Here is a 24,208-nt window from a genome sequence, read left to right as displayed (position 1 = left end):
GCCGGTCGGCGCTTGACTGCTTGCTCACCCCTAGTCGACGCGAGGCAAGCCTTTGACTTCCGACCTGCTCGCTCCACTCGACCTGGCGTTCTGGAACATCGAGTCCGACCGGAACCCGATGCACCTGGGCGCGCTCGGCGTCTTCTCCGCCCACTCGCCCACCGCCGGCGCCCACGCCGCCGACCTGCTGGCCGCCCGTGCCGCCGGCGTCCCCGGGCTGCGGATGCGCATCCGGGACGTGTGGCAGCCGTTGTCCCTGCGCTTCGGGAGCGCCGCCCGTGAGGCGGATCCCGACTTCGACCCGCTCCACCACATCAGGCTGCACGCCCCGACCACCGACTTCCACGAGGTCGCGGGCCGGCTCATGGAGCGCCCGCTGGAGCGTGACCGGCCGCCCTGGGAGGCGCATGTACTGCCGGGGGAGGACGGGGTGTCCTTCGCGGTGCTGTTCAAGTTCCACCACGCCCTCGCCGACGGGCTGCGCGCGCTGACGCTCGCCGCCGCCGTCCTGGACCCGATGGACCTGCCCACGCCCCGGCCGCGCCGCGAGGAGCCTGAGCCCGGCCTGCTGCCCGACGTGCGCAAGCTGCCCGGGCTGGTCAGGGGCGCCCTGTCCGACGTCGGCCGGGCCCTCGACATCGGCGCCTCCGTGGCCGTGTCCACCCTCGCCACGCAGTCCTCGGCCGCGCTCACCGCCGAGCCCACCGGCACCCGCCGCACCGCCGGGGTCGTCATCGACCTCGACGACGTGCACCGCATCCGCAAGTCGGAGGGGGGCACCGTCAACGACGTACTGATCGCGGTCGTCGCGGGAGCCCTGCGCCGCTGGCTCGACGAACGCGGCGACGGCAGCGAGGGCGTGGCACCGCGCGCCCTGATCCCCGTCTCCAGACGCCGGCCGCGCACCGCCCAGCCGCAGGGCAACCGCCTCTCCGGCTACCTGATACGGCTCCCGGTCGACGACCCCGATCCGCTCAGCCGGCTCGGCACGGTCCGCACCGCCATGAACCGCAACAAGGACGCGGGACCCAACCGGGGCGCGGGTGCCGTCGCCCTCCTCGCCGACCACGTGCCGGCGCTCGCGCACCGGCTCGGCGGGCCGCTGGTCAGCCAGGCCGCCCGGCTCTGGTTCGACATCCTGGTCACCAGCGTGCCGCTGCCCGGCATCGGCCTGAAGCTCGGCGGCAACCCGGTCACCGAGGTCTATCCGCTCGCCCCGCTGGCCTGCGGCCAGGCGCTGGCGGTGGCCGTCTCCACGTACCGCGGACACGTGCACTACGGGCTCGTCGCCGACGCCGAGGCCGTCCCGGACCTCGACCGGTTCGCCGCCGCGCTGACCGCGGAGGTGGAGACGCTCATCACTGCCTGCGGCTCCTGACCCCGCCGGGTTTGGTGGACCGGGCCGGCGCTCCGTAAAATTCGCCGTTCGACAGTGGGTGCGATCGGAGCGCCACGCGGGACAGCAGGGAAGCGACAGCGCGATGACGGTGACAGAGGAAGGCCCCACGACCGGGGAAGAGGTCGTGTTCGGGCCCGGTATCGACCCGGAGCGGCTCGCCGTCTGCCTGAGCGTGCTGGAGGAACTCGACAAGCTGGAGGTCGACCACCCGGACGCGATCGCGGTGCGCCGGGCCACCGCCGGCGTCTACCGCACGGTCAAGCAGCGCCGCCGCCAGGATCGCCGGGCCGCCAAGACCGCGCACGACAAGGCGGTCACCGAGGCCACCGCGACCGGCTCGGCCCAGCGAATCGACGACGAGACCGAGGGCCTGCTGCCGTCCTCGGGCACCGACGAGGGACAGCTCGCCGGCATCCTCCAGCGGCCCCGCTCCTGCTACACCTGCAAGACCCGGTACGTGGAAGTCGACTACTTCTACCACCAGCTCTGTCCCGACTGCGCCCGGCTGAACCGCTCCAAGCGCGACGCCCGCGCCGACCTCACCGGCAAGCGCGCCCTGCTCACCGGCGGCCGCGCCAAGATCGGCATGTACATCGCGCTGCGGCTGCTGCGCGACGGCGCGCACACGACGATCACCACGCGCTTCCCGAAGGACGCCATCCGCCGCTTCAAGGCGATGGACGACTCCGCGCAGTGGCTGCACCGCCTTGAGGTCGTCGGCGTCGACCTGCGTGACCCCGCGCAGGTCGTCGCTCTCGCCGACCAGGTCGCCGAGGCGGGCCCGCTGGACATCCTCATCAACAACGCGACCCAGACCGTACGCCGGCTGCCCTCCGCCTACGCCGCCCTGGTCGACGGCGAGAGCGCCCCGCTGCCCGCCGGTGAACTCCCCGCCCACCACGTCATCGGCGCCTTCAACTCCGGTGCGGTGGACGGCCTGGCGGCCCTGCCCGTCGGCATCAGCAACCTCGACGCCCAGCAGGTCGCCGACCTCGCCCTGGTCGCGGGCAACGCGAGTGTCGCCCGGCACCTCGACGGCACCGCCATCGACGCGGGCGGTCTGGTCCCGGACGTCGTGGACACCAACACCTGGGTGCAGACCATCGAGCAGATCTCCCCGGTGGAGCTGCTGGAGACCCAACTCTGCAACTACACCGCGCCGTTCATCCTGATCAGCAAGCTCCGCCCGGTCATGGCCGGCGCCGCCCGACAGGCGACCAGCGGACGCGCGTACATCGTCAACGTCTCGGCGATGGAAGGCGTCTTCGGCCGCGGCTACAAGGGCGCGGGCCACCCGAACACCAACGCCGCCAAGGCCGCGATGAACATGGTGACCCGGACCAGCGGCCAGGAGATGTTCCAGAGCGACGGCATCCTCATGACCTCCGTCGACACCGGCTGGATCACCGACGAGCGCCCCCACTACGACAAGCTGCGCCTGGCCGAGGAGGGCTTCCACGCCCCGCTCGACCTGATCGACGGCGCGGCCCGGGTGTACGACCCGGTCGTGCGCGGCGAGCACGGCGAGGACGTGTACGGCGTCTTCCTGAAGGACTACGCGCCCGGGAAGTGGTAGCGGCCCGCTGAGCGGCAGGGGCTCGCTTATTCGCTCGCGGGCCCCGAGGCTGGCGCCCTACCGTGGTGGTGCGCCGGTGTGCCCGGTGCGACGGTCACGCGTACTTCGTGGTTCGACCCCATGCAGGTCCACCCCTGGGCCTGTAGCCCTGTCGGAGGGCACCGCGTAACCGGCTGGACCTCGGGCACACCCGGCTCATCTCGCCGACCGCAGCCGGTCGTGGACTGCGTACCCGCCCGGGCGTGCCGCCCGGACCCGGGTCCCCCCGTCCACCACCAGGTCCGCCCCGGTCACCCACTCCGCCGCGTCGGAAACCAGCCATACGACGGCCCGTGCCACGTCCTCCGGCTCGCCGATCCGCCCGAGCGGGAGGCCCGCCGCGACCTCGGACTCGCCCGGCTCCCACACGAACCGCGCCATCTCGGTGCGGACAAGGCCGGGGGAGACGGAGTTGACCCGCACCCTCGGCGCCAGCTCGCCCGCGAGCTGCTGGGTCAGGCGCAACAGGGCCGTCTTGCTGGTCCCGTAGGCCCCGACATTGGGTCCCACATGCCCGGCACCCTCCGTACAGATGTTGACGACCGACCCACCGTGCTCCCGCATCCACGCCCGCCAGGCGCGTTGGACCAGCCGCAGCGGCGCCTCGACGTTCACGGCGAACGTCTCCCGCCACGCGTCCGGATCCACGTCCATGAGCGGCCCGTAGGGCTGGTTGGTCGCCGCGTTGTTGACCACGATGTCGAGCCGGCCGAACTCGGCCAGGGCCAGCTCCGTGACCTCCCTCAGGTGGGCCGGGTCCGCGACACTGCCCGCCACGCCGATGCCGCCCAGCCCGGCGGCCGTGTCCCGCACCTCGTCCGCGTCCCGCGCCGTCACGCACACCAGCGCCCCGGCCGCGGCGAGCTGCCCGGCGACGGCCCGCCCGATGCCGCGGGTGCCACCGGTGACGACGGCGGCCCTGCCCTTCAGTTCGTATCGCGCGTACGACGACGTCATCGCCGCACCGTCTCATGACGGTTCGTCAGTCGACAGCCCCGAGGCGGGAGTTGCGGGCCGCGACGATCTCCAGCACGGTCCGCCAGTCCTCCAGTACGCCCGCGTCGAAGCCGGGGCTGCGGCCCTCCTCGTCGGCCTGGCGCAGCCGGAGCAGATCGTCGTCGGCGCCGGCGTCGGCGCGATGGTGGGTCCGGACCAGCCGGGCGACCCGCTCGCCGAGCAGCGCCCGCACCGCGTCGGCCGCGCAGTCCGCGTGGGCGCTCGGATCGCCGGGGCGCAGCAGCGGGCCGATGGCGTGGACGAGGCCCGCCAGCTGGAGCTCCTTGTCGGCGGGGCGGCGCCGGCGCAACAGGGCGGCGGTCTGCAGCGCGTGTTGGTGCAGATCGACGCGACCGCCGCGCAGGCCCGGGGCGTCCCACGAGCCCCGGCAGGCGTGCAGCAGATCCATCAGCTCTTCGACACTGCGCAGCTCCATGCGTCAGTCCTCCCGCAGGACAAGCCGTTGCCGCACGACAGGAGATCATGGGCGCCTTGCGAATCGGCCAACGGCATCTGAACTGCGCCGCCCACTCTTCGCGGACGCGTGCGCGAGTGTGGGCCGTCCGGGTGAACCGAAAATCGGTCGCCGCACGACGAATCGGTGCATAGCATCTGCGGTGGAGGCAAGTGGACTTGGGATAGTTACACCTTGTTTTCAGTCCCTATCGAGCGCGGCCCCGCTCATTTGGTTAGTCTGATCCGGACGGACAGCACTACCGGGTTCCACCCACACCCACGTCCGTCCCGGGACAAGCCGGTTCACAACGGCCTGCTCTCACGAAGTACCGGCGCCACCGCGTCCGAACTGCTTTCGACTCACACCCGAGCGGGCGTCAGGAGCCGGACCGTGAAGCGGTCGGCACGTCCCGAGGGTGACCCGACACATAAGGAGTGCGCGGTGACACCAGAGAAGACGGATCTGGAACAGGGTCCCAAGGAACGTACTGAGCGCGCGGGCCACCGGTCCGGCGACATCGGCAGCCTCGACGTGTGGGCCCGGTCGGCCCCGATCCGCCTGGCGGGCTACGAGGACGACCTCGCCGAGCCCCACATCCTGCCCAGCGTCGACTGACGTCCCCCACGCCCGACTTCGGCCGGGCCGCAGGGGGCGCAGGACCCTTCTGATCGCCGAACGCATGGGCGTGCCAGACTGACGCCCATGCAGATCAGAGACGCCGTGGCCGAGGACTGGCCGCGGATCTGGCCTTTCTGGCACCGCATCGTCGCCGCCGGCGAGACCTACGCCTGGGACCCGGGCACCTCCGAGGAGGCGGCCCGGGCCCTGTGGATGAATCCGGCCAAGCGCGTCCACGTCGTCGAGGACGAATCCGGCACGGTCGTCGCCTCGGCCTACGTCACCCCCAACTACGGCGGCCCGGCCGCGGGCATCGCCAACGCGGGCTTCATGGTCGACCCCGACCAGGCGGGACGGGGCTACGGCCGCGCCCTCGCCGAGCACATCCTGGTCACCGCGAAGGCCGACGGCTATCGGGGCATGGTCTTCAACGCGGTCGTCGAGACCAACCCGGCCGTACGGCTGTGGACGTCCCTGGGCTTCACGATTCTCGGCACGGTCCCGGACGCGTTCGAGCATCCGCGGGACGGGCTGGTGGGGCTGCACGTGATGTACCGGGCGCTGTAGGCCCTGTCTGCCCTGTTCGACGGCCGCTTCAGTCCTTGCGGCCGGTGACGGCCACCGTCACGCCCAGGCCGATCATGGAGAGGCCGCCGATGCCGCCGACCATCGACAGGCGGCGCGGCGAGCGCGCGAACCAGTCGCGAGCGGTGGCCGCGGCCAGACCCCAGACGCTGTCGGAGACGAGAGCGATGACGTTGAAGACCAGTCCGAGCAGCAGCATCTGCAGCGGGACGTGGCCTTCGGCGCGGTCGACGAACTGCGGGAGCACGGCCGCGAAGAACACGATGGTCTTCGGGTTCGTGACACCGACCGCGAAGCCCTCCCAGAACGTGCGCAGACCGCCGTGCTGGATCCCGCCGTCGGCGAACGCGGCCCGCAGCGAACCCCGCGCACGCCACGCCTTGACGCCGAGGTACACCAGGTAGGCGGCACCGGCCAGCTTCAGCAGCGTGAAGACCAGGACCGAGCGCTCCACCACGGACCCGATCCCGAACGCGACGGCGACGACCAGCAGATACGCGCCGATCGTGTTTCCCAGGACGGTCGTCAGCGCGGCCCGGCGCCCCTGTGCGAGCGCCCGCCCGATCACGAACACGACACTGGGGCCGGGGATCACTATCAGCAGGAACGACAGCGCGGCGAAGGCGAGCAGACGGTCGATGGACATCATGCGATCCATGCAAGCACGGGGCGCCGCGCGGCCTCCAGCAGTTTTTCCCGCCCCCTGACCGAGGCCGTGCTCAGTCCAGCGGTGCCGTCCGCTGCCACGGATGCAGCGTCTCGATCTGCTCCGCCAGCGCCAGCAGCTCCGCCTCCGCGCCGGGACGGCCCACCAGCTGTACGGCACAGGGTGCGCCCGAGGGCAGGGTGCCGAACGGGACGGACATGGCCGGCCAGCCGGTGAGGTTCCAAGGAGGCGTCAGCGGCGAGTAGTTGGTGTTGACGAGGACGTTGCGCAGCCAGCCGCGCTCGTCCCACGGCTCGGACTTGGGGGAGCGGCGGGCGAGCGCGGGGGTGAGCAGGACGTCGTACTCGGCGAAGAACGGTTCCAGACGCCGGCGCAGACGGTCCCGGCTGTCGCTGGTGCGGACGCTGTTCACGAAGCGCCGGCCGATCGTCGCGTGCACGCGCGTGCGCCGGGTCAGCAGGCGCGGGTCCAGGTCCTTCGCGTCGACGGACGTGCCGGCCGTCCAGTGGGCCAACGAGGTCGTGCTCAGTGACGCCGGGTAGGGCGGGTCGGCGCGCCGGACCTGGTGGCCGGCCTTGATCAGCACTCCGGCCGCGCCCCGGGCCGCCTCCCGGTACGGCCTGCTGATCGTGACGCCGAACAGGGGGCTGCGCAGCGAGACGGCGACCTTGCGCATGGCGGGGGCGTCCGGACGTACCGCCCCGCTGTCCGCGAGCAGCCCGAACACCAGCCGCGCGTCCTCGACGGTCGTCGCGAGCGGGCCGTTCTCGGACATGCCGAACCAGTCGCCCTCGCCGATGCCCGCGGGCACCACCCCGTGACCCGGCTTGATGGTGACCAGGCCGCAGTTGGCGGCCGGAATGCGCAGGGAGCCCATGCCGTCGTTGCCGAGGGCGACCGGCACCAGGCCCGCGGCGACCGCGGCCGCGCTGCCGCCGGAGGAGCCGCCCGCCGTGCGCGTGAGGTCCCACGGGTTGCGGGCCGTGCCGTGCACGCCCTCCGTGGTGCCGAAGACGCACAGCTCCGGCACGTTCGTCAGCCCGACGACCACCGCGCCGGCCGCCCGCAGCCGGGCCACCGTCACATGGTCCTCGGCGGCAGGTGTGTCCGGCGTCGCTGCCGAACCGACGCGGTTGGACTCGCCGCGCACGGCGAGGTTGTCCTTGACGGCCAACGGCACGCCCGCGAGGGGGAGTTGGGTGAGGTCGGCGCGGGAGGCGACCTCGTCGGCCTCGGCGAGCGCGGCCTGCGCCCGCACCACACGGAACGCCCCCACGCGCGGGTCGAGCCGCTCGATCCGGTCGAGGTGCTCGGCCACGACCTCCCGGGGCGTGACCCGCTTCTCGCGTACGGCGGCGGCGATCTCGGTGGCGGTCCGGCCGACCCAGCTGGTCACGGAGGCTCCTCGGGATGCGGTGAGTTCGTTACTCATGAGTATGGCTCGTGGGTACGGGGAGCACTCTGCCTCGGGGTGGGCCGTGCGTCGAGGGTGTCGGTGCCCGGACGGTCGAGAACGCCGGTTCCTGGACCGGCGGAGAGCGCCGACTCCCGGACATTCGGGCGGCTCTTCCTGGGCTTTTTGCGCTGAGGCGCTGGCGTGCCGTTCGCTGACCTGCGGATCATCCGATCACTGACATAACTTCCATCCGTACACGCCTCATTGACAGGGCCTCTGGGCTCACCCAATCATCAGACATCCGATGAATTGGAGCCGCTCATGAATCCGTATCCAAGACGTCAGGTTCTCGGCACCGCGGCTGTCCTCGCCGCCTCGGTCACCCTCCCGCTCACCACCGCGTCCGGGGCGGACGCGGTCGAGCAGGCCGGCGATCGGTCCGGTGGTGGGCGGGACTGGGTCCCCGTCCCCGACGCGGTACCCGTCCCGCTCGACTCCCTCTACGACAACGACGGCATCGACACCGCGGCCGCGCGCGGCGGCGACTTCGACGGCTCGGGCTACACGTTCCCGGGCGAGGAACTCCCCGCCGGCCGGATCGAGGTCGACGGCATCCCCTTCCTCTTCCCGGCAGCGACGGCGGGTGCCAAGAACAACGTCGTCGCGCTCGGCCAGCGCGTCGAACTCCCCAAGGGCCGCTATCTGTCGGCCTTCTTCCTCACCTCCGGCAGCTACGGCAACGCCTCGGGACGGGCCACCGTGCACTACGCCGACGGCTCGACCACCACCGGCGGCCTCGGCGGCTCCGACTGGTACTCCGCCGGCGGTCCGCTCTCCGCGCCCTACCGCTACACGCCGGACGGCACCAAGGACGAGCACACCGTCGGGATCGGCGTCTCGGAGGTGTGGACCGACCCGCGGCGCGAGGCGGTCGCGATCACGCTGCCGGTCACCAACCCGGCCGAGGCGAACAAGACCTCCCTGCACGTGTTCGCCCTCTCCCTCCAACCGGTCGCCCAGGGAAGGGCGTTGACGCTGCGCGACGCCCGCTCCACGAACTCCCTCCTGGAGTCCAGCGGCGCCCAGAGCGTCGAGGCCACCGTCGTCAACGCCGGCACCGTCGCGATCCTGGCCGGCGACGAGGTGAGCGTGCGGGTGGACGTGCCGGGCGCCCGCACCGTCGAACCGGCCCGGGTGCGGCGCCTGGACCCGGGCGAGCAGGCGCGCGTGCGGGTCGGCATCCGCAACCGCACCGGCACGGCACCCGGCACCGAGCGGGACGGCACGGTGGCCGTACGAGGTCGGGGCAGCCAAGTCGCCTCCAGGAAGGGTCCGTTGACGCTCGGCGTCGCCGACTACCAGCCCACGGAGGTCTCCCTCTCCGGCCACCAGGCCCCGTACTGGTTCAACAAGGCCAAGTTCGGCATCTTCATCCACTGGGGCGTCTACTCGGTGCCCGCGTGGGCGCCGGTCGGTGTGCAGTACGCCGAGTGGTACTGGGACCAGATGCAGGACCCGAACAACCCCACGTACGCCCACCACCGGGACACCTACGGCGCGGACTTCGCGTACGACGACTTCATCCCGCGCTTCACCGCCGAGAAGTTCGACCCGCGGGCCTGGGTCGAGCTGTTCCGGGACGCGGGCGCCGAGTACCACGTGCTGACCTCCAAGCACCATGAGGGCTTCGCCCTGTGGGACACCAAGGTCTCCGACCGCAACGCCGTCAAGATGGGCCCGCGCCGCGACCTGGTCAAGGAGCTCTTCGAGGCGTCCAAGCGGTACACGCCCGAACTCCACCGCGGCCTCTACTTCTCGATGCCCGAGTGGTTCAACCCCGACAACCCGTGGATGGGGCACGCGCCACGCAACCCGTACACGCTGGAGCCGCTGCCCTACACCGGCTACACCGCCGGCAAGGACTTCGTGCGGGACTACCAGGCCCCGCAGATGCTGGAGTTGATCCAGGGCTACGACCCGGAGCTGATCTGGTGCGACATCGGCGGCGCGAACGACAGCCTCCATGTCCTGGCCGAGTACTTCAACCACGCCAAGAACAGGGCCCGTCCGATCGAGGTCACCGTCAACGACCGTTCGGGCATCGGCTTCCACGACTTCACGACACCCGAGTACACGACGTACGAGAACACGGTCGTCGCCAAGTGGGAGTCCAGCCGCGGTCTCGATCCCCGCAGCTACGGCTACAACCAACTGACCCCCGACTCCGCCTACATGACGACGGAGGAGGTCGTGCACGCCCTCGTCGACATCGTCTCCAAGAACGGCAACTTCCTGCTCGACATCGGCCCCCGCGCCGACGGCACCATCCCGGAGATCATGCAGACGCGGCTGCGGGAGACCGGACGCTGGCTGCGCGTCAACGGCGAGGCGATCCACGGGACGACGTACTGGTCGAGGATGGCGCAGCTCGGCGACGACCTGCGCTTCACCGTCCGCCCGGACAAGGCGTTCTACATCCACAGCCTGGCCGAGCCGGGCGGCAGGCTCACCGTCGAGGCCCCCGTGCCGATCCGGGCCGGCGACAAGGTGACGATGCTCGGCCACGGCCGCCCCCTGACCTGGACCGTGAGCAACGGCGCTCTGGTGATCGATGTCCCCGCGGCGGCCCGGAAAGCGGGGCAGCACGCGTGGGTCTTCAAAGTGGAGTGGCGTGACTGAGTACAAGAAGAGGCGGTTGTGGCTCGCGGGGGTCGTCGCGGCGTTCGCGCGGCTCGTGGTGAGTGTCGTCGTCGAGGCCGTCCGCGAGGGTGGTCGGACGGCGGTCACGGGCGCCGGGACGATCGGCGCGAGGCGCATCCTGCCGATGCCGATGCCGATGCCGATGCCGATGCCGGTGCGGGCAGTGGCGGGATCAGGCCTCAGCTGTCCTTGAGGACCTGCTCCAGGAAGGCGACCGAGTCCGCGGCCGGTGTGGCCACGAGGCTGAGGCGGTCCATGACCGAGAGGTAGTGGTCGACCTCCTCGGGCTTGTCCACGTAGAGCGCGCTGGAGAGCTGTTCGAGATAGACGACGTCCGGCAGGTCGGGGACCGGGAAGCGCAGGATGGTGACCGGTCCGCCGGCCGCCGCGTGTCCGCCGACGTGGAAGGGCAGCACCTGAAGCGTGACGTTCGGCAGGGCGGCGGCCTCGATGAGGTGCGTCAGCTGGTCGCGCATCACGTCACGGCCACCGAGCGGACGGCGCAGAGCCGCCTCGTCGACCACGACCCACAGGCGGGGCGCGTCGGGCCCGGTGAGCAACTCCTGCCGGGTCATGCGCAGTTCGACGCGCCGTTGCACCGACTCCGGGGCGCCGATCGGATGGCCGAGCCGGACGACGGCCTCGGCGTACGCGCGTGTCTGCAACAGGCCCGGGACGAACTGGACTTCATAGGTGCGGATGAGGGAGGCGGCCTCCTCCAGACCCAGATGCTGCTCGAACCAGCTCGGGAAGGCGTCGCCGTAGGCCCGCCACCAGCCGGGCTCGTTGGCCCGCCGTACCGAGTCCAGGTACTCCTGCCGTACGTCCGCCTCCTGGACGCCGTACAGCGTCAACAGGTCGGTGATGTCACGGGCCTTGAAGCCGACGCGGCCCAGCTCCATGCGGCACAGCTTGGCGTCGGAGGCGCGTATCGCGGCCGCAGCGGTGTCGCGGGTGATGCCGAGGGACTCGCGCAGTCGCCGCAGTCGGGTGCCCAGCATGATGCGCTGCACCGTCGGGCCGCCGCGCTGAAGGCTCAGTACCTCGGAACCCGAGGGAACCAGTTCCGGTTGAGCTGCAGTCATGTCCACCCCTCGGCCGCCGCACCGGCTCCGCATCGCTCGATGTTTCCGCGTCCCAGGTCTCGGAGACCTCGGAGCATCTGCGGAACCCGAGATTCTGGGGCCTCAACCTAGGAGCGTAGCACCGAGATGTCGAGCCACCGCAGGGAGTGATGGGGCCGGAAGGCGGCCGGAGTCCGGCGCCTTCCGGCCATCCGCGGGTGTAGCCGACCTCAACGACCGGGGAGTAGGCCGTCGAAGTCGCCGTCCTTCACGCCGCGGACGAAGGCGGTGATCTCGGCGCTGGTGTAGACGAGCGCCGGACCTTCCGGGTGGCGGGAGTTGCGTACGGCGACGCTGCCGTCCGGGAGGGCGGCGAGCTCCACACAGTTGCCCTCGGGGTTGCTGTGCCGGCTCTTTCGCCAGAGGGCGCCGCCCAGTTGGGTCGCCGGCATGCCGTTCGTCACGTGCTGCATCTGACGTGTCACTCCCACAAAGATCGTCTGCAATTGCATCTTCAATTGCATCCATGGGTGGTGAGCGTGACGATAGCCCCCGGACAGACCCCTCGCAAGATCGTCTGCAATTGCAGCGGTAATTGCCGATGCACTTGCGTTCGACCCCGAAGGCGGAGCACCATGCTCCGCAAGGCGTAGCGCGCGCAGTTGTTCTCTCCGCAGGGGTACCAGGGGTCGCGATGTCCGCAGAGCAAGTCGCACGACCGGTCAACTCCTTGCGGGTCGAGGCGACTTGGGAGTGGCTGTGTCGCGCCGTGGACGACCTGGGCCGGCCGGAGCCGGGTGAGAGTCTCACACTCGCCCCCGCGGCCGGGGATCCCCGAGGACCGGCCCTCTGTTCCGTCCTGGTGGTTCCTCCGGTCACCCAATCCGCCCGTGTCGCAAGAGCGTTCACCTGGGCGTCACTCGACGGCCGGATCGCGGACGAGCGCATCGAGGACATGGCGGTCACCGTGTCGGAACTGCTGAGCAACGCCCTGCGTTACGGACAGCCGCGCGACAGTCGGACGCCGCTGGAGCCGTCCCTGTGGCTCGCCCTGTGGGACCGGTGGTCGTACGCGGTGTGCGGGGTCACCGACGAGAGCGAACGCATCCCGGTCGAAGGACGGCCCGACGAACTCGCCGAGTCCGGGCGGGGGTTGCAGGTCGTCTCGGCGCTCAGCGACTCATGGGGCTGGAACCTGCGTGCGGCCGGCGGGAAGACGGTCTGGGCGCTGTTCCGGCTGTGACGCGGCGCTGACGAGCGCGTGCGGCACGGGGACGGGCCCCTCCGGTGGCCGGCGAACGGCCGGTCCAGAGAGGCCCGTTGTGAAGAACGGGGAGTGGCTCAGACCTTGCGGCCGATGCCGCAGATCGCGTCCACGTCGGAGGGGTCGCGACCCACGTCGACCGGCTCCGGGTGCCACTGCGAGGTGGGGACGATACCCGGTTCCATGACCTCCAGGCCGTCGAAGTACGCTGCGATCCGCTCCTGTCCACGTAGGTGGTAGGAGCTGGCGGAGTTCGCGTTGTACACCGAAATCGCCTGGTTGAGCGCCTCGTTGGTGTCGGTGCCGTCGCTCAGGGCGAGATAGCTGCCGGGCGGGAGGGCGTCGAGGAAGCGCGCCACGACGGCCGCGGGCTCGTCGGAGTCCGGGATCTGGCCCAGGATGCCCAGCATGGTCAGCGCGATCGGCTTGCTGAAGTCCAGTGTCTTCGCGGCCTCTTGGAGAATCGTCTCCGGATCGCGCACATCGGCGTCCAGGTAGGCGCAGGCGCCCTCCGGGGTGCTGGTGAGCAGGGCCTGGGCGTGCACCAGGACCAACGGGTCGTTGTCGACGTAGACGATCCGGCTCTCGGGGGCGATGCGCTGGGCGACCTCGTGGGTGTTGTCCACGGTGGGCAGGCCGGTGCCGACGTCCAGGAACTGGCGTACGCCCGCCTCGGCGGCGAGGTAGCGCACGGCCCGGACGAGGAAGCGGCGCTGGAGCCGGGCGAGCAGGGCGATGTCCGGGAACATCTGGAGGATCATCTCGCCGGCCTCGCGGTCGGCGGCGTAGTTGTCCTTGCCGCCCAGCAGGAAGTTCCACACACGGGCGGAGTGCGGCCGGTCCAGCTGGAGCCGGTCGGCCAACGGGTCTTCGGAGGTCATGGGCAAAGCGTCACATGAAGTACGCGGCGGTGTCCGGCGATTGGGGTTCACGGTGGTGGACGGGCGGGACGGTACGGGCCCGGGTGGGCCGGCCGCCGTCACTCCAAGCCTCTGGACAGGTCGAGAGGATCGTGCAAGAGGACGAGGGGATCGCACTAACGACTGCGCAGCTCAGGCTGGTTTGCTCGAAGAGTCCCTTCCCGCCGCACCACGGCGCAAGACTCTGAGGAGCATCCCATGGCACTCGACTCGTACGTCGGCCTCGGCCGGTCCGGCCTCAACGTGAGCCCCTTCTGCCTCGGGGCGATGAACTTCGGCGACGCCGAAGGCTTCGGCACCGACGTCGAGGAGTCCGAGAAGATCCTGCAGTCCTACCTCGACCGCGGCGGCAACTTCCTCGACACCGCGAACTTCTACACCGGCGGCCAGTCGGAGACGATCCTCGGCGACTTCCTCGCCGCCCGCCCCGGCCTGCGCGACCGGCTCGTCCTGGCCACCAAGTTCTACGGCAACCTCCACCCCGGCGACCCGAACGGCGGCGGCGCGAGCCGCAAGGCGATCCTCGGCCAGCTGGAGGAGTCGCTGCGCCGGCTGCGCACCGACTACATCGATCTGTACTGGCTGCACAACCACGACTGGTCCACGCCGGTCGAGGAGACCCTGCGCACCCTGGACGACCTGGTCACCGCGGGCAGGATCCGCTACGTCGGCTTCTCCGACACCCCGGCCTGGTTCACGGCCAAGGCGCACACCATGGCCCTGCTGCGCGGCTGGACCCCCGTCACCGCGCTCCAGATGGAGTACTCCCTGCTGGAGCGCACCATCGAGGGCGAGTTGATCCCGCTCGCCCAGGACGCCGGCATGGGCGTACTCCCCTGGAGCCCGCTCAAGAGCGGCTACCTCTCGGGCAAGTACCGCCGTGGCCAAGGCACTTCGGAGTCCCGGCGCGCGGCGGTGCTCGGCGCCCCCACCGACGCCCAGTTCACGGTCATCGAGGCGCTGGCCGGCATCGCCGACGAGATCGGCGCGAGCCCCGCCGCCGTGGCCCTCTCCTGGGTCCAGAACCGTCCCGGCGTCACCTCCACCCTCATCGGCCCCCGCACCCTCCAGCACCTGGAGGCCAACCTCGCGGGCCTCGACGTACACCTCACACCGGAACAGACCGCGGTCCTGGACGAGGTGTCCGCGCCGACGCTCAACTTCCCCTTCGAGCTCAACCGGAGCATGGGGCGGATGCTCAAGTACGCGGGGGCGACGGTGGACGGGGAGGAGAGCGGCGTGCACTTCCTGGTGCGGGGAGCCGTCCGGCACTGAGCGCTCGGGGTGCCGGTCATGGCGTCGCGACCAGACGCCACAGGGAGGTGGTCTCGGCGCTCCGGGCCGCGTGGAGCGGGTCGTCGGCGTCCTTGGCGCGTGGGTGCCGGGGCTTGGTGTCGATCCTTTCCACCACGCGCAGGCGCGCTGCCCGGACCGCGTCGAGCAGGTGTCCGCGGGTCCGGAGGCCGAGGTGTTCCGCCAGGTCGGACAGGACGAGCCAGCCCTCGCCGCCCGGTCGCAGACGGAACGCGAGTCCGGCGAGGAAGCTGTGCAGCATGGTGCTGTCCGGGTCGTAGACGCCCTGTTCCACGGGCCCCGTCGGACGAGCGGGGAGCCAGGGCGGGTTGCACACGACGAGGTCGGCGCGGCCTTCGGGGAAGAGACCGGGGCCGGCCACCTCGACTCGGCCGGTGAGCGCGAGCCGGTGGACGTTCTCCCGGGCGCAGGCGAGGGCGCGTGGGCTGATGTCGGTGGCCACAACCCGGCTGACTCCACGCCGGGCCAGGACGGCGGCGAGGACACCGGTTCCGGTGCCGAGATCGAACGCCGTGCTGGTGGCGGGGTGTTGCCGGATCGCCGGTGGCAGCGGTGTGCGGGCGACGAGGTCGACGTACTCGCCTCTGACCGGTGCGAACACTCCGTAGTGCGGGTGGACACGCGCACCCAGCGCCGGCACGTCGACCCCCTTCAGGCGCCACTGGTGAGCGCCGATCACTCCCAGCAGCTCGCGCAGGGAGACCGCCGTGGGCCCCTGCGCGGGGCCGTACGCCTCCAGGCAGGCCCGGCGGACGTCGGGTGCGCGGCGCAACGCCAGGGTGTGGTCGCCCTCCAGCAGCACCAGGAGCCTGCCGAGGACACGGGCGCGGTGACTGCTGTCGCGTCGGTGGAGGTGGAAGGAGTCGCTCGGGGACGTACCGGCCCTGGGCGGTCTGCGGTCGAGGCGGCGGCCCAACGCCCTCAGCAGTTGCCGGGCGTTGTGGAAGTCGCCCTGCCAGAGCAGGGCCGTGCCTTCACACGCCTGTCGGTAGGCGTCATCGGCCTTCGTCCGGTCGTCGGCGACGACGGTTCGTCCCGGGGGAGGGGTGCCGTTCTCGGAATGCCAGTGGGCGGAACGGTGGGTGTGGTTCTGGGTCCAGGCGATGGTGGACACCGCGTACTCCTCGTGATCGAACGTGCGGGGGCACGAAGAGCACTTCGACGAGGAGCGGGCCGAACCCACGTCTGTCCGATGGACAGGCGTGTGCGTCGAGGCAGTTGGTCGCTATCGCTCCCGCGTCGAAGCGCGAGAGCGGACATCCCAGACAACCATGCCGAGCATCAGGGGCAGGCCTTTCAGATGAGGTAACGGAACGAACTGTACGCGTTGTCGTAGATGCGGTCGTTCACACTGATGCTGCGGGCCCGCACCGGACTCAGTCCCGACCGCGTGCCGCCCCCGTGCTGTCCCGCACGATCAGCCGAGGCACCGGCACCCGCTCCGCCCGCGCCGGCCCCCCGTCCAGCAGCGCGGTCAACTCCCGTGCCGCGGTGCGCCCGAACTCCACGCTGTCCCGGGACAACGCGGACAGCCAGGGCTTGACCATGCGGCACAGGGCCGAGTCCTCCCACGCGACCACCGAGACGTCGGCCGGTACGGCGAAGCCGAGTTCGGTGGCGGCGGCCACTCCGGCCACGGCCATCACGTCGTTGTCGTAGATCAGGGCGGTCGGGGGAGCGGGGTCCTCCAGGACGCGGCGGGTGACGGCGGCGCCCTCCGCGTCGGAGTAGTCCGTGGTCACCGACTGGACGCCGGTCAGGCCGCGTCGGGCGGCCTCCGCGCGCAGGGTGCGCACCCTGCGCTCGGTGTGGGCCAGGCCCGCGAGACCCGCGATGTGCACGATCCGGCGGTGGCCGAGCGCGTACAGGCCGTCCACGACCGCGGCCATCGCCGCCGCGTCGTCCGCCCACACCGTCGACAGACCGGGGTGGCGTTCGTCGGGCGCGCCACCGATCACCACCGCGGGCAGGCCGAGTTCGTCCAGCAGGTCGGGGCGTGGGTCGTCGGTGCGCGGATCGACGACGAGTACGCCGTCCACGCGGTGCTCGGCCCACCAGCGCCGGTAGACCGCGCATTCGTCCTCGACGTCCTCAACCACCTGGAACAGCAGCCCGAGATGACGTTCCGCCAGCACTTCCTGGATGCCCGAGACGAGTTGGAGGAAGAAGGAGTCGACGCCCAACGTGTGGGCGGGCCGGGCCAGTACGAAGCCGACCGTGGCCGCGCCCTCGCCGGACAGCGCGCGGGCCGCCGTGCTGGGCCGCCAGCCCAGTTGCTCGGCGACCCGGCGCACCCGGTCGCGGGTGACCTCCGAGACTCCGGGACGGTCGTTGAGCGCGAACGACACCGCGCTCTCGGAGACGCCCGCGCGCCGCGCGATGTCCTTCATGGTCGGCCGGCGCGCCGGGGACCGCTTCGCCGGCATGGGGATCCCCATTTCTCACGATTCAGCGTGATGCGACACGGAGCAGCTAATGCGCTTGAGTGCCATCACCCTAAAGCGCATTAGTCATAAGTGGCAAGAGGTCGGCCACGCGCTCATGACCTGCACTAATGAGGAACGGATTTCTTTAGCTGTGCCGAATCCATTGACTTTCCCCGAGAGCCCCGGGCATGGTCCATGGCGTCCCAGCCGCCGACGCCGCCAAGGGAGCCGTGTCACCGTGCCCATATCCCGCAGAGCCCTCGCCGCTACCGCCGTAGCCGCCCTCGTACTGCCGCTGAGCGCCTGCGGTTCCGGGAGCGACGACGGCGGTTCCTCCGACGCCTCCGGCAAGGTGGAAGGCAACATCACCTTCCAGACCTGGAACCTGCGCGCGAACTTCAAGTCGTACTTCGAGGGCGTGATCGCCGACTTCGAGAAGCAGTACCCGGGCACCCACGTGAAGTGGGTCGACCAGCCCGCCGAGGGCTACCCCGACAAGATCAGCGCCGACGCAGCCGGCGGCACCCTGCCCGACGTCGTCAACGTCTCCCCGGACCTCGTCGCCCCGCTCGCCAAGGCCGGCTTCGCGCTCGACCTCGACAAGAGCGCCGCGAAGTACAAGAAGGAGTACCTGGACGGGGCTTGGGCCAGCCACCAGATACCGGGCATGACCGGCACCTACGCCTTCCCCTGGTACCTCAACACCGGGCCGCTCTTCTACAACAAGTCCCTCTTCAAGGAGGCCGGGCTCGACCCCGACCAGCCGCCGAAGACGTACGACGAACTCTTCACCGACGCCCTGGAACTGGCGCAGAAGAGCGACGGCAAGGTCGCCACCCTCGCCAACGTGCCCACCATCGAGGACTTCGGCCGCTACGGCGTCGAGCTGATGAACAAGGAGGGCACCGGCTTCGCCTTCAACGACGCGAAGGGCATCGAACTCCTCACCAAGTACAAGGAGTTGTACGACGCCAAGGCGCTCGACCCGCAGGCGCTGACCGCGACCCCCGAGTCGTCCGGCAAGAAGTTCCTCACCGGGGCCGTCGCCATGAACCCCGGCAGCGCCCTGGACCTCGGCAACTTCAAGAAGCAGGCGCCGAACCTGTACAAGAACATCGGCATCACGGACCAGATCACCAGCACCGGACACGTCAACATGTACGTGATGGGCCTGATGGTCAACGCGCAGACCAAGAAGAAGCCCGCCGCGATCGCCTTCGCGCACTGGGTCACCGACGCCGAGCACCAGATGTCGTTCGCCAAGAAGGTCGCCATCTTCCCGAGCACCGCCGGCTCCCTCGACGACCCGTACTTCACCAAGGAGGACGGCACCGACGAGACCCGCGTCCGGATCGCCGCCGCCAAGTCGCTGAAGAACGCGGTCAATTACACGCCCGTGCTGTTCAGCGACCAGATGAAGACCGCCCTGCGCAACGAGGTGGCCAAGGCGCTGCAGGGCAAGGAGAGCCCCAAGGACGCTCTCGACAACGCTGTCAAGGCGTGCGACACGCTCCTGAAGCAGCAGGGCTGACCCGACATGGCGAGTTCCACTGTTCCCACCGAGTCCCGGGTGCGGCGCGGACCCCGGGCGCCGGGCGATCGGCCGGTACGGCGCGTGCGGCGCCAACTGCCCAGCAGCCCTTGGCTGTTCGCCGCACCCGGGCTGCTGATCACCGGCGTGTTCGTCCTGTACCCGTTCGTCTCCACGGTGATCAACTCCTTCACCGACCGCCGCACCCTGATCCCGGGCGAGTTCGTGGGCCTCGCCAACTTCCGCGAGCTGTGGCACGACGACATGTTCTGGATCGGCCTGCGCAACAGCACGCTGTACGTCCTCGGAGTCGTCCCCGCGCTGGTGATCCTGCCCCTGCTGCTCGCCCTTCTCGTGCAGAAGAACATCCCCGGCATCACCTTCTTCCGGTCCGCCTTCTACACCCCGGTCGTCGCCTCGATCGTCGTGGTCGGTCTGATCTGGGTGTGGCTGCTGGACGAACGCGGCCTGATCAACTCGCTGTTGGAGACCATCGGGGTCGGCCGGGTCGGCTTTCTCAGCGACCAGTGGCTGCTCCTGGTGAGCGCGATGGCGGTCACGGTCTGGAAGGGCCTCGGCTACTACATGATCATTTATCTGGCCGCGCTGGCGAACGTGCCACGCGAACTGCACGAGGCCGCCGCGGTCGACGGCGCCGGCGCGATCCGCCGCTTCGTCACCGTCACCGTGCCCGCCGTCCGCTCCACCATGGTGCTGGTCGGCGCGCTCTCCTCGGTGGCCGCCTTCAAGGTGTTCTCCGAGGTCTACCTGATGGCGGGCCCCAGCGGCGGACCGGCGGGCGAGGACACCACCCTCGTCATGCTCGTCCAGCGCACCGGCACCGGCCTGACCGGCCGGGTCGGCTACGCCTCCGCCATCTCGGTCGTCGTCTTCGTCGTCACCGTCGCCCTGATGCTGCTCGTCCTGCGGGTCGACCGGAAGGACGAGTCATGAGCGTCCTGGAAAAGGTGCGGCCCGACCGGAAGCCGGCCGCCGCCCGCGAACCCCGGGTCACCGACGAGCACGGCCGCCGCATCCGGGTGTGGGAACTCGCCCTGCGCTACCTGCTGTTGCTCGTCGTACTGGCCCTGACCGTCGGCCCGTTCCTGTGGCAGCTGTCCACCTCGCTCAAGGGCCCCACCGAGGACATCTACAGCTCCCCGCCGAGCTTCCTGCCCGGCCACCCCACCCTGCACAACTACAGCCGGGTCGCCGACACCATCCCGGTCTGGGACTACGCCTTCAACTCGCTGAAGGTCGCCACCGCCAACGTCGTGACCAACTGCGTCGGTTCGGCCCTCGCCGGCTACGCCCTGGCCCGGCTGCGCTACCGGGGCCGGCGGGTGGCCACCCTGGTCTTCATCCTCGCCATGCTCGTGCCGGCCGAGAGCATCATCATCGCCCAGTTCACGACCATGCGGGAACTCGACCTCAACAACACCCTGATCGGCGTCGTCCTGCCCGCCTGCATCGCCTCGATGAACGTGCTGCTGATGCGCAACGCCTTCCTCAACCTCCCCTACGAGATCGAGGAGGCCGCCTACGTCGACGGGGCCAACGCCTGGCAGCGGTTCCTGCGGATCGCGGTGCCGTCGGTGAAGGGCACCCTCGCGGTGGTCGCGATCTTCGCCTTCATGGGCGCCTGGGACGACTTCCTGTGGCCGCTCATCGTGCTGAGCGACCCGGACAAGTTCACGCTCACCATCGGACTCAACTATCTGCACGGCACCTTCGCCAACGACGAACGGCTCGTCGCGGCGGGCACGGTCATCGCCGTGGCACCGCTGATCGCCCTCTTCGCCTGTCTCCAGCGGTACTTCTTCCGCGGGGTCGGCGAGGGCGCGGTCAAGGGCTGAACCTCCCCTGAGCACAAGGACTTCCGCATGCCTGCTGCCGTGCGCTTCGGCGTCAACTACACCCCCAGCGAAGGGTGGTTCCACCACTGGCTCGACTTCGACCTCGACTCCGTACGGGCCGACCTCGACTCGATCGCCGCACTGGGCCTCGACCACATCCGCGTCTTCCCGCTGTGGCCGTACTTCCAGCCGAACCGCACCCTGATCCGCCCCCGCGCCGTCGAGCAGCTCGTCCAGCTCGCCGACGCCGCCGCCGAACGCGGTCTCGACGTCAACGTGGACGGTCTGCAGGGCCACTTGAGCAGCTTCGACTACCTCCCCGCCTGGACCCGGACCTGGCACCGGCGCAACCTCTTCACCGACCCCGACGTCGTCGACGGCCAGGCCGCCTACCTGCGCACCCTCGCCGCCGCCCTCGCCGACCGGCCGAACTTCATCGGCATGACCCTCGGCAACGAGGTCAACCAGTTCTCGGCGGGCCCGCATCCCGACCCCGACCGGGCGACGTCCGACGAGATCGACGCGTGGCTCACACGGATGCTCGCCGCCTGCGAGCAGGGCGCCCCCGGCAAGCTCCACCTGCACGCCGAGTACGACGCGACCTGGTACCAGGACGACATGCCGTTCACCCCGGGCCAGGCCGCCCGGCACGGCGCCGTGACGGCCGTGCACTCCTGGGTCTTCAACGGCACCGCCCAGCGTCATGGCCGTACCTCCGTGCCGAGCGAACACCATGCCGCGTACCTCGTCGAACTGAGCAAGGCCTGGGCTGAGCAACCCCACCGGCCCGTCTGGCTCCAGGAGGTCGGCGCCCCCGCGCCCCTGATCCCGGCCGAGCACGCCGCCGCCTTCACCGAGGCGACCGTCACGAACGCGCTTGACTGCCCCGACCTGTGGGGCATCACCTGGTGGTGCTCCCACGACGTGTCCCGCGAGCTGGCCGATTTCCCCGAACTCGAATACGGGCTCGGGCTGTTGACGAATGACCGGAAGCCGAAGGACATGGCGCGGGTGCTTGCCGATGCGGCGGCCCAAGTCCGCGCACAGGCTTCGGCGGCCCGGACCTCGGCGCCCCACACCCCCCGACCGCACACCCCCGCACCCCGCACCACCGCGCTCACGGTCCCCGCCGACCCGGCCGTCCGCTCGCTCTGCGCGCCCGGCGGCCCGGTCTACGACGCCTTCTTCCAGCTGACCGCCGACGGCGCCCGGCCCACGACCGTCCTGGACACGCGCGCGGACGACAAGGACCACCTCGCCGCGCGTGGCATCACCGAAGTCGTCCGTCCCGAACAGGTACTCCCCACCCCACCAGGAGGCACCAGCTCGTGAACCCCACCAGACGCACGGTCCTGATCGCCGGCGCGGCAGCCGCCCTGCTGCCCTCGGCGCCCGCCCTCGCGGCCACCCCGCGGGCCGACGCCGCCGCGACCCCGCCGTACGCCTCGTACTGGTACCCGGACTCGTTCCCTTCGGGCACCCCCGGCACGGGCATCACCTGGCGCAGCCTGAAGGCGTGGACGGCTGCCGGTGACGCGGACCTCGCCTTCAACGCGGCCTCCGTGCCGCTCGCGACCCGCTTCACCCCGACCCAGGCGAACACGACCGCCCGCTCGGAACAGGCCCGCGTCCAGTCACTCGTCTCCTTCGGGCCGACCGCCGGCAATCCCTCGCAGGGCGCGGCCACCGCCGACTACTACGCCCTCACCCACTGGGCGTACATGGACGAGCTGGTGTTCTGGGGCGGCTCGTCGGGGGAGGGGCTCATCCTCGCCCCGAACGCGCCGATCGTGGACGCGGCCCACCGGCACGGCGTGCCCGTGCTCGGCAACATCTTCCTGCCGCCCACCGCGTACGGCGGCAGGCTCCAGTGGACCCGCGACCTGGTGCAGAAGGACTCCACCGGGCACTACCCGCTCGCCGCCCAACTCGTGGCCGTCGCCGCCGCGTACGGCTTCGACGGGTGGTTCGTGAACGCCGAGACCGGCGGCGGGAACACCGCCCTGGGAACCGACATGCTGGGCTTCGTCAAGGAGTTGAAGGCGCTCGCCGTGGCCGAGGGGCAGCGGGTGACCTGGTACGACTCGATGACCGTGAACGGCACGGTGAGCTGGCAGGGCGCCCTCAACACCCAGAACCAGGCGTTCTTCCAGGCCGCGGACGACATGTTCGTCGACTTCCGGTGGAGCACGAGCACGCTCGCCTCGTCCGGGCAGAAGGCCGTGGACCTGGGGCGCAGCCGGTACGAGCTGTGGGCCGGGGTGGACGTCGAGTCCAACGGCTCCAACACGTCCGTGAGTTGGGACGCCATCGTGCCGAGTACCAAGGCGCACATCACGTCGATCGGCCTCTACCGGCCCGAGTGGACCCGCAACCACCTTCCGGCGAGCCGGACTCCGGGCGACTTCCACGCCTCCGACGACCGGTTCTGGACCGGCCGCTCCCTCGATCCCTCGCGGCCGGACACCACCGACCCCTGGCGGGCGCCGGCCGTGTCGGTGGCGGACCGGTCGACGGTCGGCTCGCTGCCGTTCGGGAGCGTGTTCAACACGGGGCACGGGCTGCGGTGGTACGAGGACGGGGCGGTCACGTCGGACACGGCGTGGAACCACCTCGGGGTGCAGGACCGGCTGCCGTCGAGGCGCTGGGCGGTGCACACGTCCGGGCAGCGGCCCGCCGTGACCTTCGATTTCGCCGACGCGTGGCGCGGTGGGAGCAGTGTGCTGGTCGCCGGTGCGCTGGACGCGCCGACGGATGTGGAGGTGTACGCGACCCGGCTGCCGATCAGTGGGGACACGGTCGTCGAGCTGACGTACAAGGCGGACGCGGGGGAGGTGAACGTCGAGCTGGCGGTGGCGACCGCGGAGGCGAGTTCACCGGGGGCGACACCGCCCTACACGTATCTGCCGGTGGACACGGCTTCGCCTGTGAACCCGGTCAACGGGTGGCTGACCGTGACCGTGCCGCTCACAGAGCTGTCCGGGACCGTCCACGCGATCGGCGTGCGGCTCACCGCAGACGGCTCCGGGACAGCGGTGCGGTGGCGGCTCGGCGGTCTCGCCGTCCACGACACGCCCGACACCCCCGCCGCCCCGTCCGGCTTCGGCATCACCGCGGCCACCGGCGGCGACCTGCGCTTCGGCTGGAGCGCCGCCGAGGGGGCCGTGCGACAGTACGAACTCCACCGCCTCCTGCCCGACGGCACCCGCCGCTTCCTCGGCGGCACCGCGCAGTGCGCGTACTTCGTCGCCGGACTCACCGCCGAGCAGGGCGAGCAGGCCGCGCGGTTCGAGTTGTGCGCGGTGGGGGAGCTGTACACCTCGTCGGCTCCCGTCACGGTGACTCACACCTGGTAGCCGTCAGTCACCACCGGTAATCGTCCACCCAGTCTTGGAGCACC

22 protein-coding genes are annotated in these 24,208 nt (G+C 70.7%); 13 read left to right on the top strand and 9 right to left on the bottom strand.

Features of this window, described 5'->3' with window-relative positions; all coding sequences use genetic code 11:
• Positions 1-52: 52 nt before the first annotated feature.
• A complete protein-coding gene (locus ACIQI8_RS03955; RefSeq protein ID WP_402344641.1) occupies positions 53-1,378 on the top strand; it encodes a wax ester/triacylglycerol synthase family O-acyltransferase in 1,326 nt (441 codons plus the stop codon).
• A gap of 103 nt (positions 1,379-1,481) precedes the next feature.
• The gene (locus ACIQI8_RS03950) at positions 1,482-2,975 is read left to right on the top strand and encodes an SDR family NAD(P)-dependent oxidoreductase (protein ID WP_402344638.1); all 1,494 of its coding nucleotides are present in this window, start codon (positions 1,482-1,484) and stop codon (positions 2,973-2,975) included.
• Between the two features lie 195 nt (positions 2,976-3,170).
• On the opposite strand, the gene ACIQI8_RS03945 is transcribed toward ACIQI8_RS03950, so the two are convergent.
• Positions 3,171-3,971 carry an SDR family oxidoreductase gene (locus ACIQI8_RS03945; RefSeq protein ID WP_402344635.1) on the bottom strand — a complete coding sequence of 267 codons (801 nt, stop codon included), beginning with the start codon at positions 3,969-3,971 and terminating at the stop codon, positions 3,171-3,173.
• Between the two features lie 25 nt (positions 3,972-3,996).
• Positions 3,997-4,446, bottom strand: a complete 450-nt coding sequence (locus ACIQI8_RS03940) for a hypothetical protein (RefSeq protein WP_402344632.1) — start codon at positions 4,444-4,446, stop codon at positions 3,997-3,999.
• Positions 4,447-4,908: 462 nt separating this feature from the next.
• Here ACIQI8_RS03940 and ACIQI8_RS03935 point away from each other — a divergent pair, with 462 nt between their 5' ends.
• Both ACIQI8_RS03935 and ACIQI8_RS03930 read left to right on the top strand, forming a co-directional pair.
• Positions 4,909-5,082 (top strand): hypothetical protein, encoded by a 174-nt coding sequence (locus ACIQI8_RS03935; protein WP_124002252.1) that lies wholly within the window; start codon positions 4,909-4,911, stop codon positions 5,080-5,082.
• Between the two features lie 87 nt (positions 5,083-5,169).
• Positions 5,170-5,652 (top strand): GNAT family N-acetyltransferase, encoded by a 483-nt coding sequence (locus ACIQI8_RS03930; RefSeq protein WP_402344630.1) that lies wholly within the window; start codon positions 5,170-5,172, stop codon positions 5,650-5,652.
• A gap of 28 nt (positions 5,653-5,680) precedes the next feature.
• On the opposite strand, the gene ACIQI8_RS03925 is transcribed toward ACIQI8_RS03930, so the two are convergent.
• Entirely contained in the window at positions 5,681-6,319 is a 639-nt protein-coding gene (locus tag ACIQI8_RS03925; protein ID WP_402344627.1) for a LysE family translocator, read from the bottom strand.
• 70 nt (positions 6,320-6,389) lie between these two features.
• Positions 6,390-7,733, bottom strand: a complete 1,344-nt coding sequence (locus tag ACIQI8_RS03920) for an amidase (protein ID WP_402344624.1) — start codon at positions 7,731-7,733, stop codon at positions 6,390-6,392.
• Between the two features lie 321 nt (positions 7,734-8,054).
• On the opposite strand from ACIQI8_RS03920, the gene ACIQI8_RS03915 reads away from it, so the two are divergent.
• Positions 8,055-10,412, top strand: coding sequence for an alpha-L-fucosidase (locus ACIQI8_RS03915; protein ID WP_402344621.1), 2,358 nt, complete (start codon positions 8,055-8,057; stop codon positions 10,410-10,412).
• The gene (locus tag ACIQI8_RS03910; RefSeq protein ID WP_402344618.1) at positions 10,405-10,626 is read left to right on the top strand and encodes a hypothetical protein; all 222 of its coding nucleotides are present in this window, start codon (positions 10,405-10,407) and stop codon (positions 10,624-10,626) included. The genes ACIQI8_RS03915 and ACIQI8_RS03910 overlap by 8 nt, the downstream gene beginning before the upstream one ends.
• Here ACIQI8_RS03910 and ACIQI8_RS03905 read toward each other — a convergent pair.
• Positions 10,613-11,518: a helix-turn-helix domain-containing protein gene (locus tag ACIQI8_RS03905; protein ID WP_402344615.1), complete on the bottom strand. Its 906-nt coding sequence runs from the start codon at positions 11,516-11,518 to the stop codon at positions 10,613-10,615. The genes ACIQI8_RS03910 and ACIQI8_RS03905 overlap by 14 nt on opposite strands.
• Before the next feature lie 209 nt (positions 11,519-11,727).
• Complete coding sequence (locus ACIQI8_RS03900) at positions 11,728-11,970, bottom strand: DUF397 domain-containing protein (RefSeq protein WP_402344612.1); 243 nt, start codon at positions 11,968-11,970, stop codon at positions 11,728-11,730.
• 221 nt (positions 11,971-12,191) lie between these two features.
• On the opposite strand from ACIQI8_RS03900, the gene ACIQI8_RS03895 reads away from it, so the two are divergent.
• On the top strand, positions 12,192-12,740 hold the full coding sequence (locus tag ACIQI8_RS03895; protein WP_402344609.1) for an ATP-binding protein: 549 nt from the start codon (positions 12,192-12,194) through the stop codon (positions 12,738-12,740).
• 98 nt (positions 12,741-12,838) lie between these two features.
• Here ACIQI8_RS03895 and ACIQI8_RS03890 read toward each other — a convergent pair whose 3' ends face one another.
• Complete coding sequence (locus ACIQI8_RS03890) at positions 12,839-13,642, bottom strand: SAM-dependent methyltransferase (RefSeq protein WP_402344606.1); 804 nt, start codon at positions 13,640-13,642, stop codon at positions 12,839-12,841.
• A gap of 237 nt (positions 13,643-13,879) precedes the next feature.
• Here ACIQI8_RS03890 and ACIQI8_RS03885 point away from each other — a divergent pair, with 237 nt between their 5' ends.
• Complete coding sequence (locus ACIQI8_RS03885; protein WP_402344603.1) at positions 13,880-14,956, top strand: aldo/keto reductase; 1,077 nt, start codon at positions 13,880-13,882, stop codon at positions 14,954-14,956.
• 16 nt (positions 14,957-14,972) lie between these two features.
• Here the strand turns inward: ACIQI8_RS03885 and ACIQI8_RS03880 are convergent, their stop codons facing one another.
• Positions 14,973-16,109, bottom strand: a complete 1,137-nt coding sequence (locus ACIQI8_RS03880; RefSeq protein WP_402344600.1) for a methyltransferase — start codon at positions 16,107-16,109, stop codon at positions 14,973-14,975.
• Between the two features lie 262 nt (positions 16,110-16,371).
• Positions 16,372-17,421 carry a LacI family DNA-binding transcriptional regulator gene (locus ACIQI8_RS03875; RefSeq protein WP_402344597.1) on the bottom strand — a complete coding sequence of 350 codons (1,050 nt, stop codon included), beginning with the start codon at positions 17,419-17,421 and terminating at the stop codon, positions 16,372-16,374.
• Positions 17,422-17,659: 238 nt separating this feature from the next.
• Here ACIQI8_RS03875 and ACIQI8_RS03870 point away from each other — a divergent pair, with 238 nt between their 5' ends.
• Genes ACIQI8_RS03870 through ACIQI8_RS03850 form a run of 5 tightly spaced genes read left to right on the top strand, consistent with a single transcriptional unit; the run spans position 17,660 to position 24,164 of the window.
• The gene (locus tag ACIQI8_RS03870; RefSeq protein ID WP_402344594.1) at positions 17,660-18,952 is read left to right on the top strand and encodes an ABC transporter substrate-binding protein; all 1,293 of its coding nucleotides are present in this window, start codon (positions 17,660-17,662) and stop codon (positions 18,950-18,952) included.
• A gap of 6 nt (positions 18,953-18,958) precedes the next feature.
• On the top strand, positions 18,959-19,906 hold the full coding sequence (locus tag ACIQI8_RS03865) for a carbohydrate ABC transporter permease (protein WP_402344591.1): 948 nt from the start codon (positions 18,959-18,961) through the stop codon (positions 19,904-19,906).
• Positions 19,903-20,808 carry a carbohydrate ABC transporter permease gene (locus ACIQI8_RS03860; protein WP_402344588.1) on the top strand — a complete coding sequence of 302 codons (906 nt, stop codon included), beginning with the start codon at positions 19,903-19,905 and terminating at the stop codon, positions 20,806-20,808. The genes ACIQI8_RS03865 and ACIQI8_RS03860 overlap by 4 nt, the downstream gene beginning before the upstream one ends.
• Positions 20,809-20,835: 27 nt before the next feature.
• Complete coding sequence (locus ACIQI8_RS03855; RefSeq protein ID WP_402344585.1) at positions 20,836-22,140, top strand: glycosyl hydrolase; 1,305 nt, start codon at positions 20,836-20,838, stop codon at positions 22,138-22,140.
• The gene (locus tag ACIQI8_RS03850) at positions 22,137-24,164 is read left to right on the top strand and encodes an endo-beta-N-acetylglucosaminidase (RefSeq protein ID WP_402344582.1); all 2,028 of its coding nucleotides are present in this window, start codon (positions 22,137-22,139) and stop codon (positions 24,162-24,164) included. The genes ACIQI8_RS03855 and ACIQI8_RS03850 overlap by 4 nt, the downstream gene beginning before the upstream one ends.
• Positions 24,165-24,208 lie beyond the last annotated feature (44 nt).

This window comes from Streptomyces sp. NPDC092369 (assembly GCF_044755245.1).
GTDB lineage: Bacteria > Actinomycetota > Actinomycetes > Streptomycetales > Streptomycetaceae > Streptomyces.
Note: the sequence above shows the minus strand (reverse complement) of the source record. Positions and strands in the feature narration are given on the sequence as shown.

Excerpts from the sequence above, each read along its gene's own strand:
- ACIQI8_RS03950 (WP_402344638.1), top strand. The coding sequence starts at position 1,482 with ATGACGGTGACAGAGGAAGGCCCCACGACCGGGGAAGAGGTCGTGTTC.
- ACIQI8_RS03945 (WP_402344635.1), bottom strand. The coding sequence starts at position 3,971 with ATGACGTCGTCGTACGCGCGATACGAACTGAAGGGCAGGGCCGCCGTC.
- ACIQI8_RS03940 (WP_402344632.1), bottom strand. The coding sequence starts at position 4,446 with ATGGAGCTGCGCAGTGTCGAAGAGCTGATGGATCTGCTGCACGCCTGC.
- ACIQI8_RS03930 (WP_402344630.1), top strand. The coding sequence starts at position 5,170 with ATGCAGATCAGAGACGCCGTGGCCGAGGACTGGCCGCGGATCTGGCCT.
- ACIQI8_RS03925 (WP_402344627.1), bottom strand. The coding sequence starts at position 6,319 with ATGATGTCCATCGACCGTCTGCTCGCCTTCGCCGCGCTGTCGTTCCTG.
- ACIQI8_RS03915 (WP_402344621.1), top strand. The coding sequence starts at position 8,055 with ATGAATCCGTATCCAAGACGTCAGGTTCTCGGCACCGCGGCTGTCCTC.
- ACIQI8_RS03905 (WP_402344615.1), bottom strand. The coding sequence starts at position 11,518 with ATGACTGCAGCTCAACCGGAACTGGTTCCCTCGGGTTCCGAGGTACTG.
- ACIQI8_RS03900 (WP_402344612.1), bottom strand. The coding sequence starts at position 11,970 with ATGCAGCACGTGACGAACGGCATGCCGGCGACCCAACTGGGCGGCGCC.
- ACIQI8_RS03895 (WP_402344609.1), top strand. The coding sequence starts at position 12,192 with ATGTCCGCAGAGCAAGTCGCACGACCGGTCAACTCCTTGCGGGTCGAG.
- ACIQI8_RS03890 (WP_402344606.1), bottom strand. The coding sequence starts at position 13,642 with ATGACCTCCGAAGACCCGTTGGCCGACCGGCTCCAGCTGGACCGGCCG.
- ACIQI8_RS03885 (WP_402344603.1), top strand. The coding sequence starts at position 13,880 with ATGGCACTCGACTCGTACGTCGGCCTCGGCCGGTCCGGCCTCAACGTG.
- ACIQI8_RS03875 (WP_402344597.1), bottom strand. The coding sequence starts at position 17,421 with ATGCCGGCGAAGCGGTCCCCGGCGCGCCGGCCGACCATGAAGGACATC.
- ACIQI8_RS03865 (WP_402344591.1), top strand. The coding sequence starts at position 18,959 with ATGGCGAGTTCCACTGTTCCCACCGAGTCCCGGGTGCGGCGCGGACCC.
- ACIQI8_RS03860 (WP_402344588.1), top strand. The coding sequence starts at position 19,903 with ATGAGCGTCCTGGAAAAGGTGCGGCCCGACCGGAAGCCGGCCGCCGCC.
- ACIQI8_RS03855 (WP_402344585.1), top strand. The coding sequence starts at position 20,836 with ATGCCTGCTGCCGTGCGCTTCGGCGTCAACTACACCCCCAGCGAAGGG.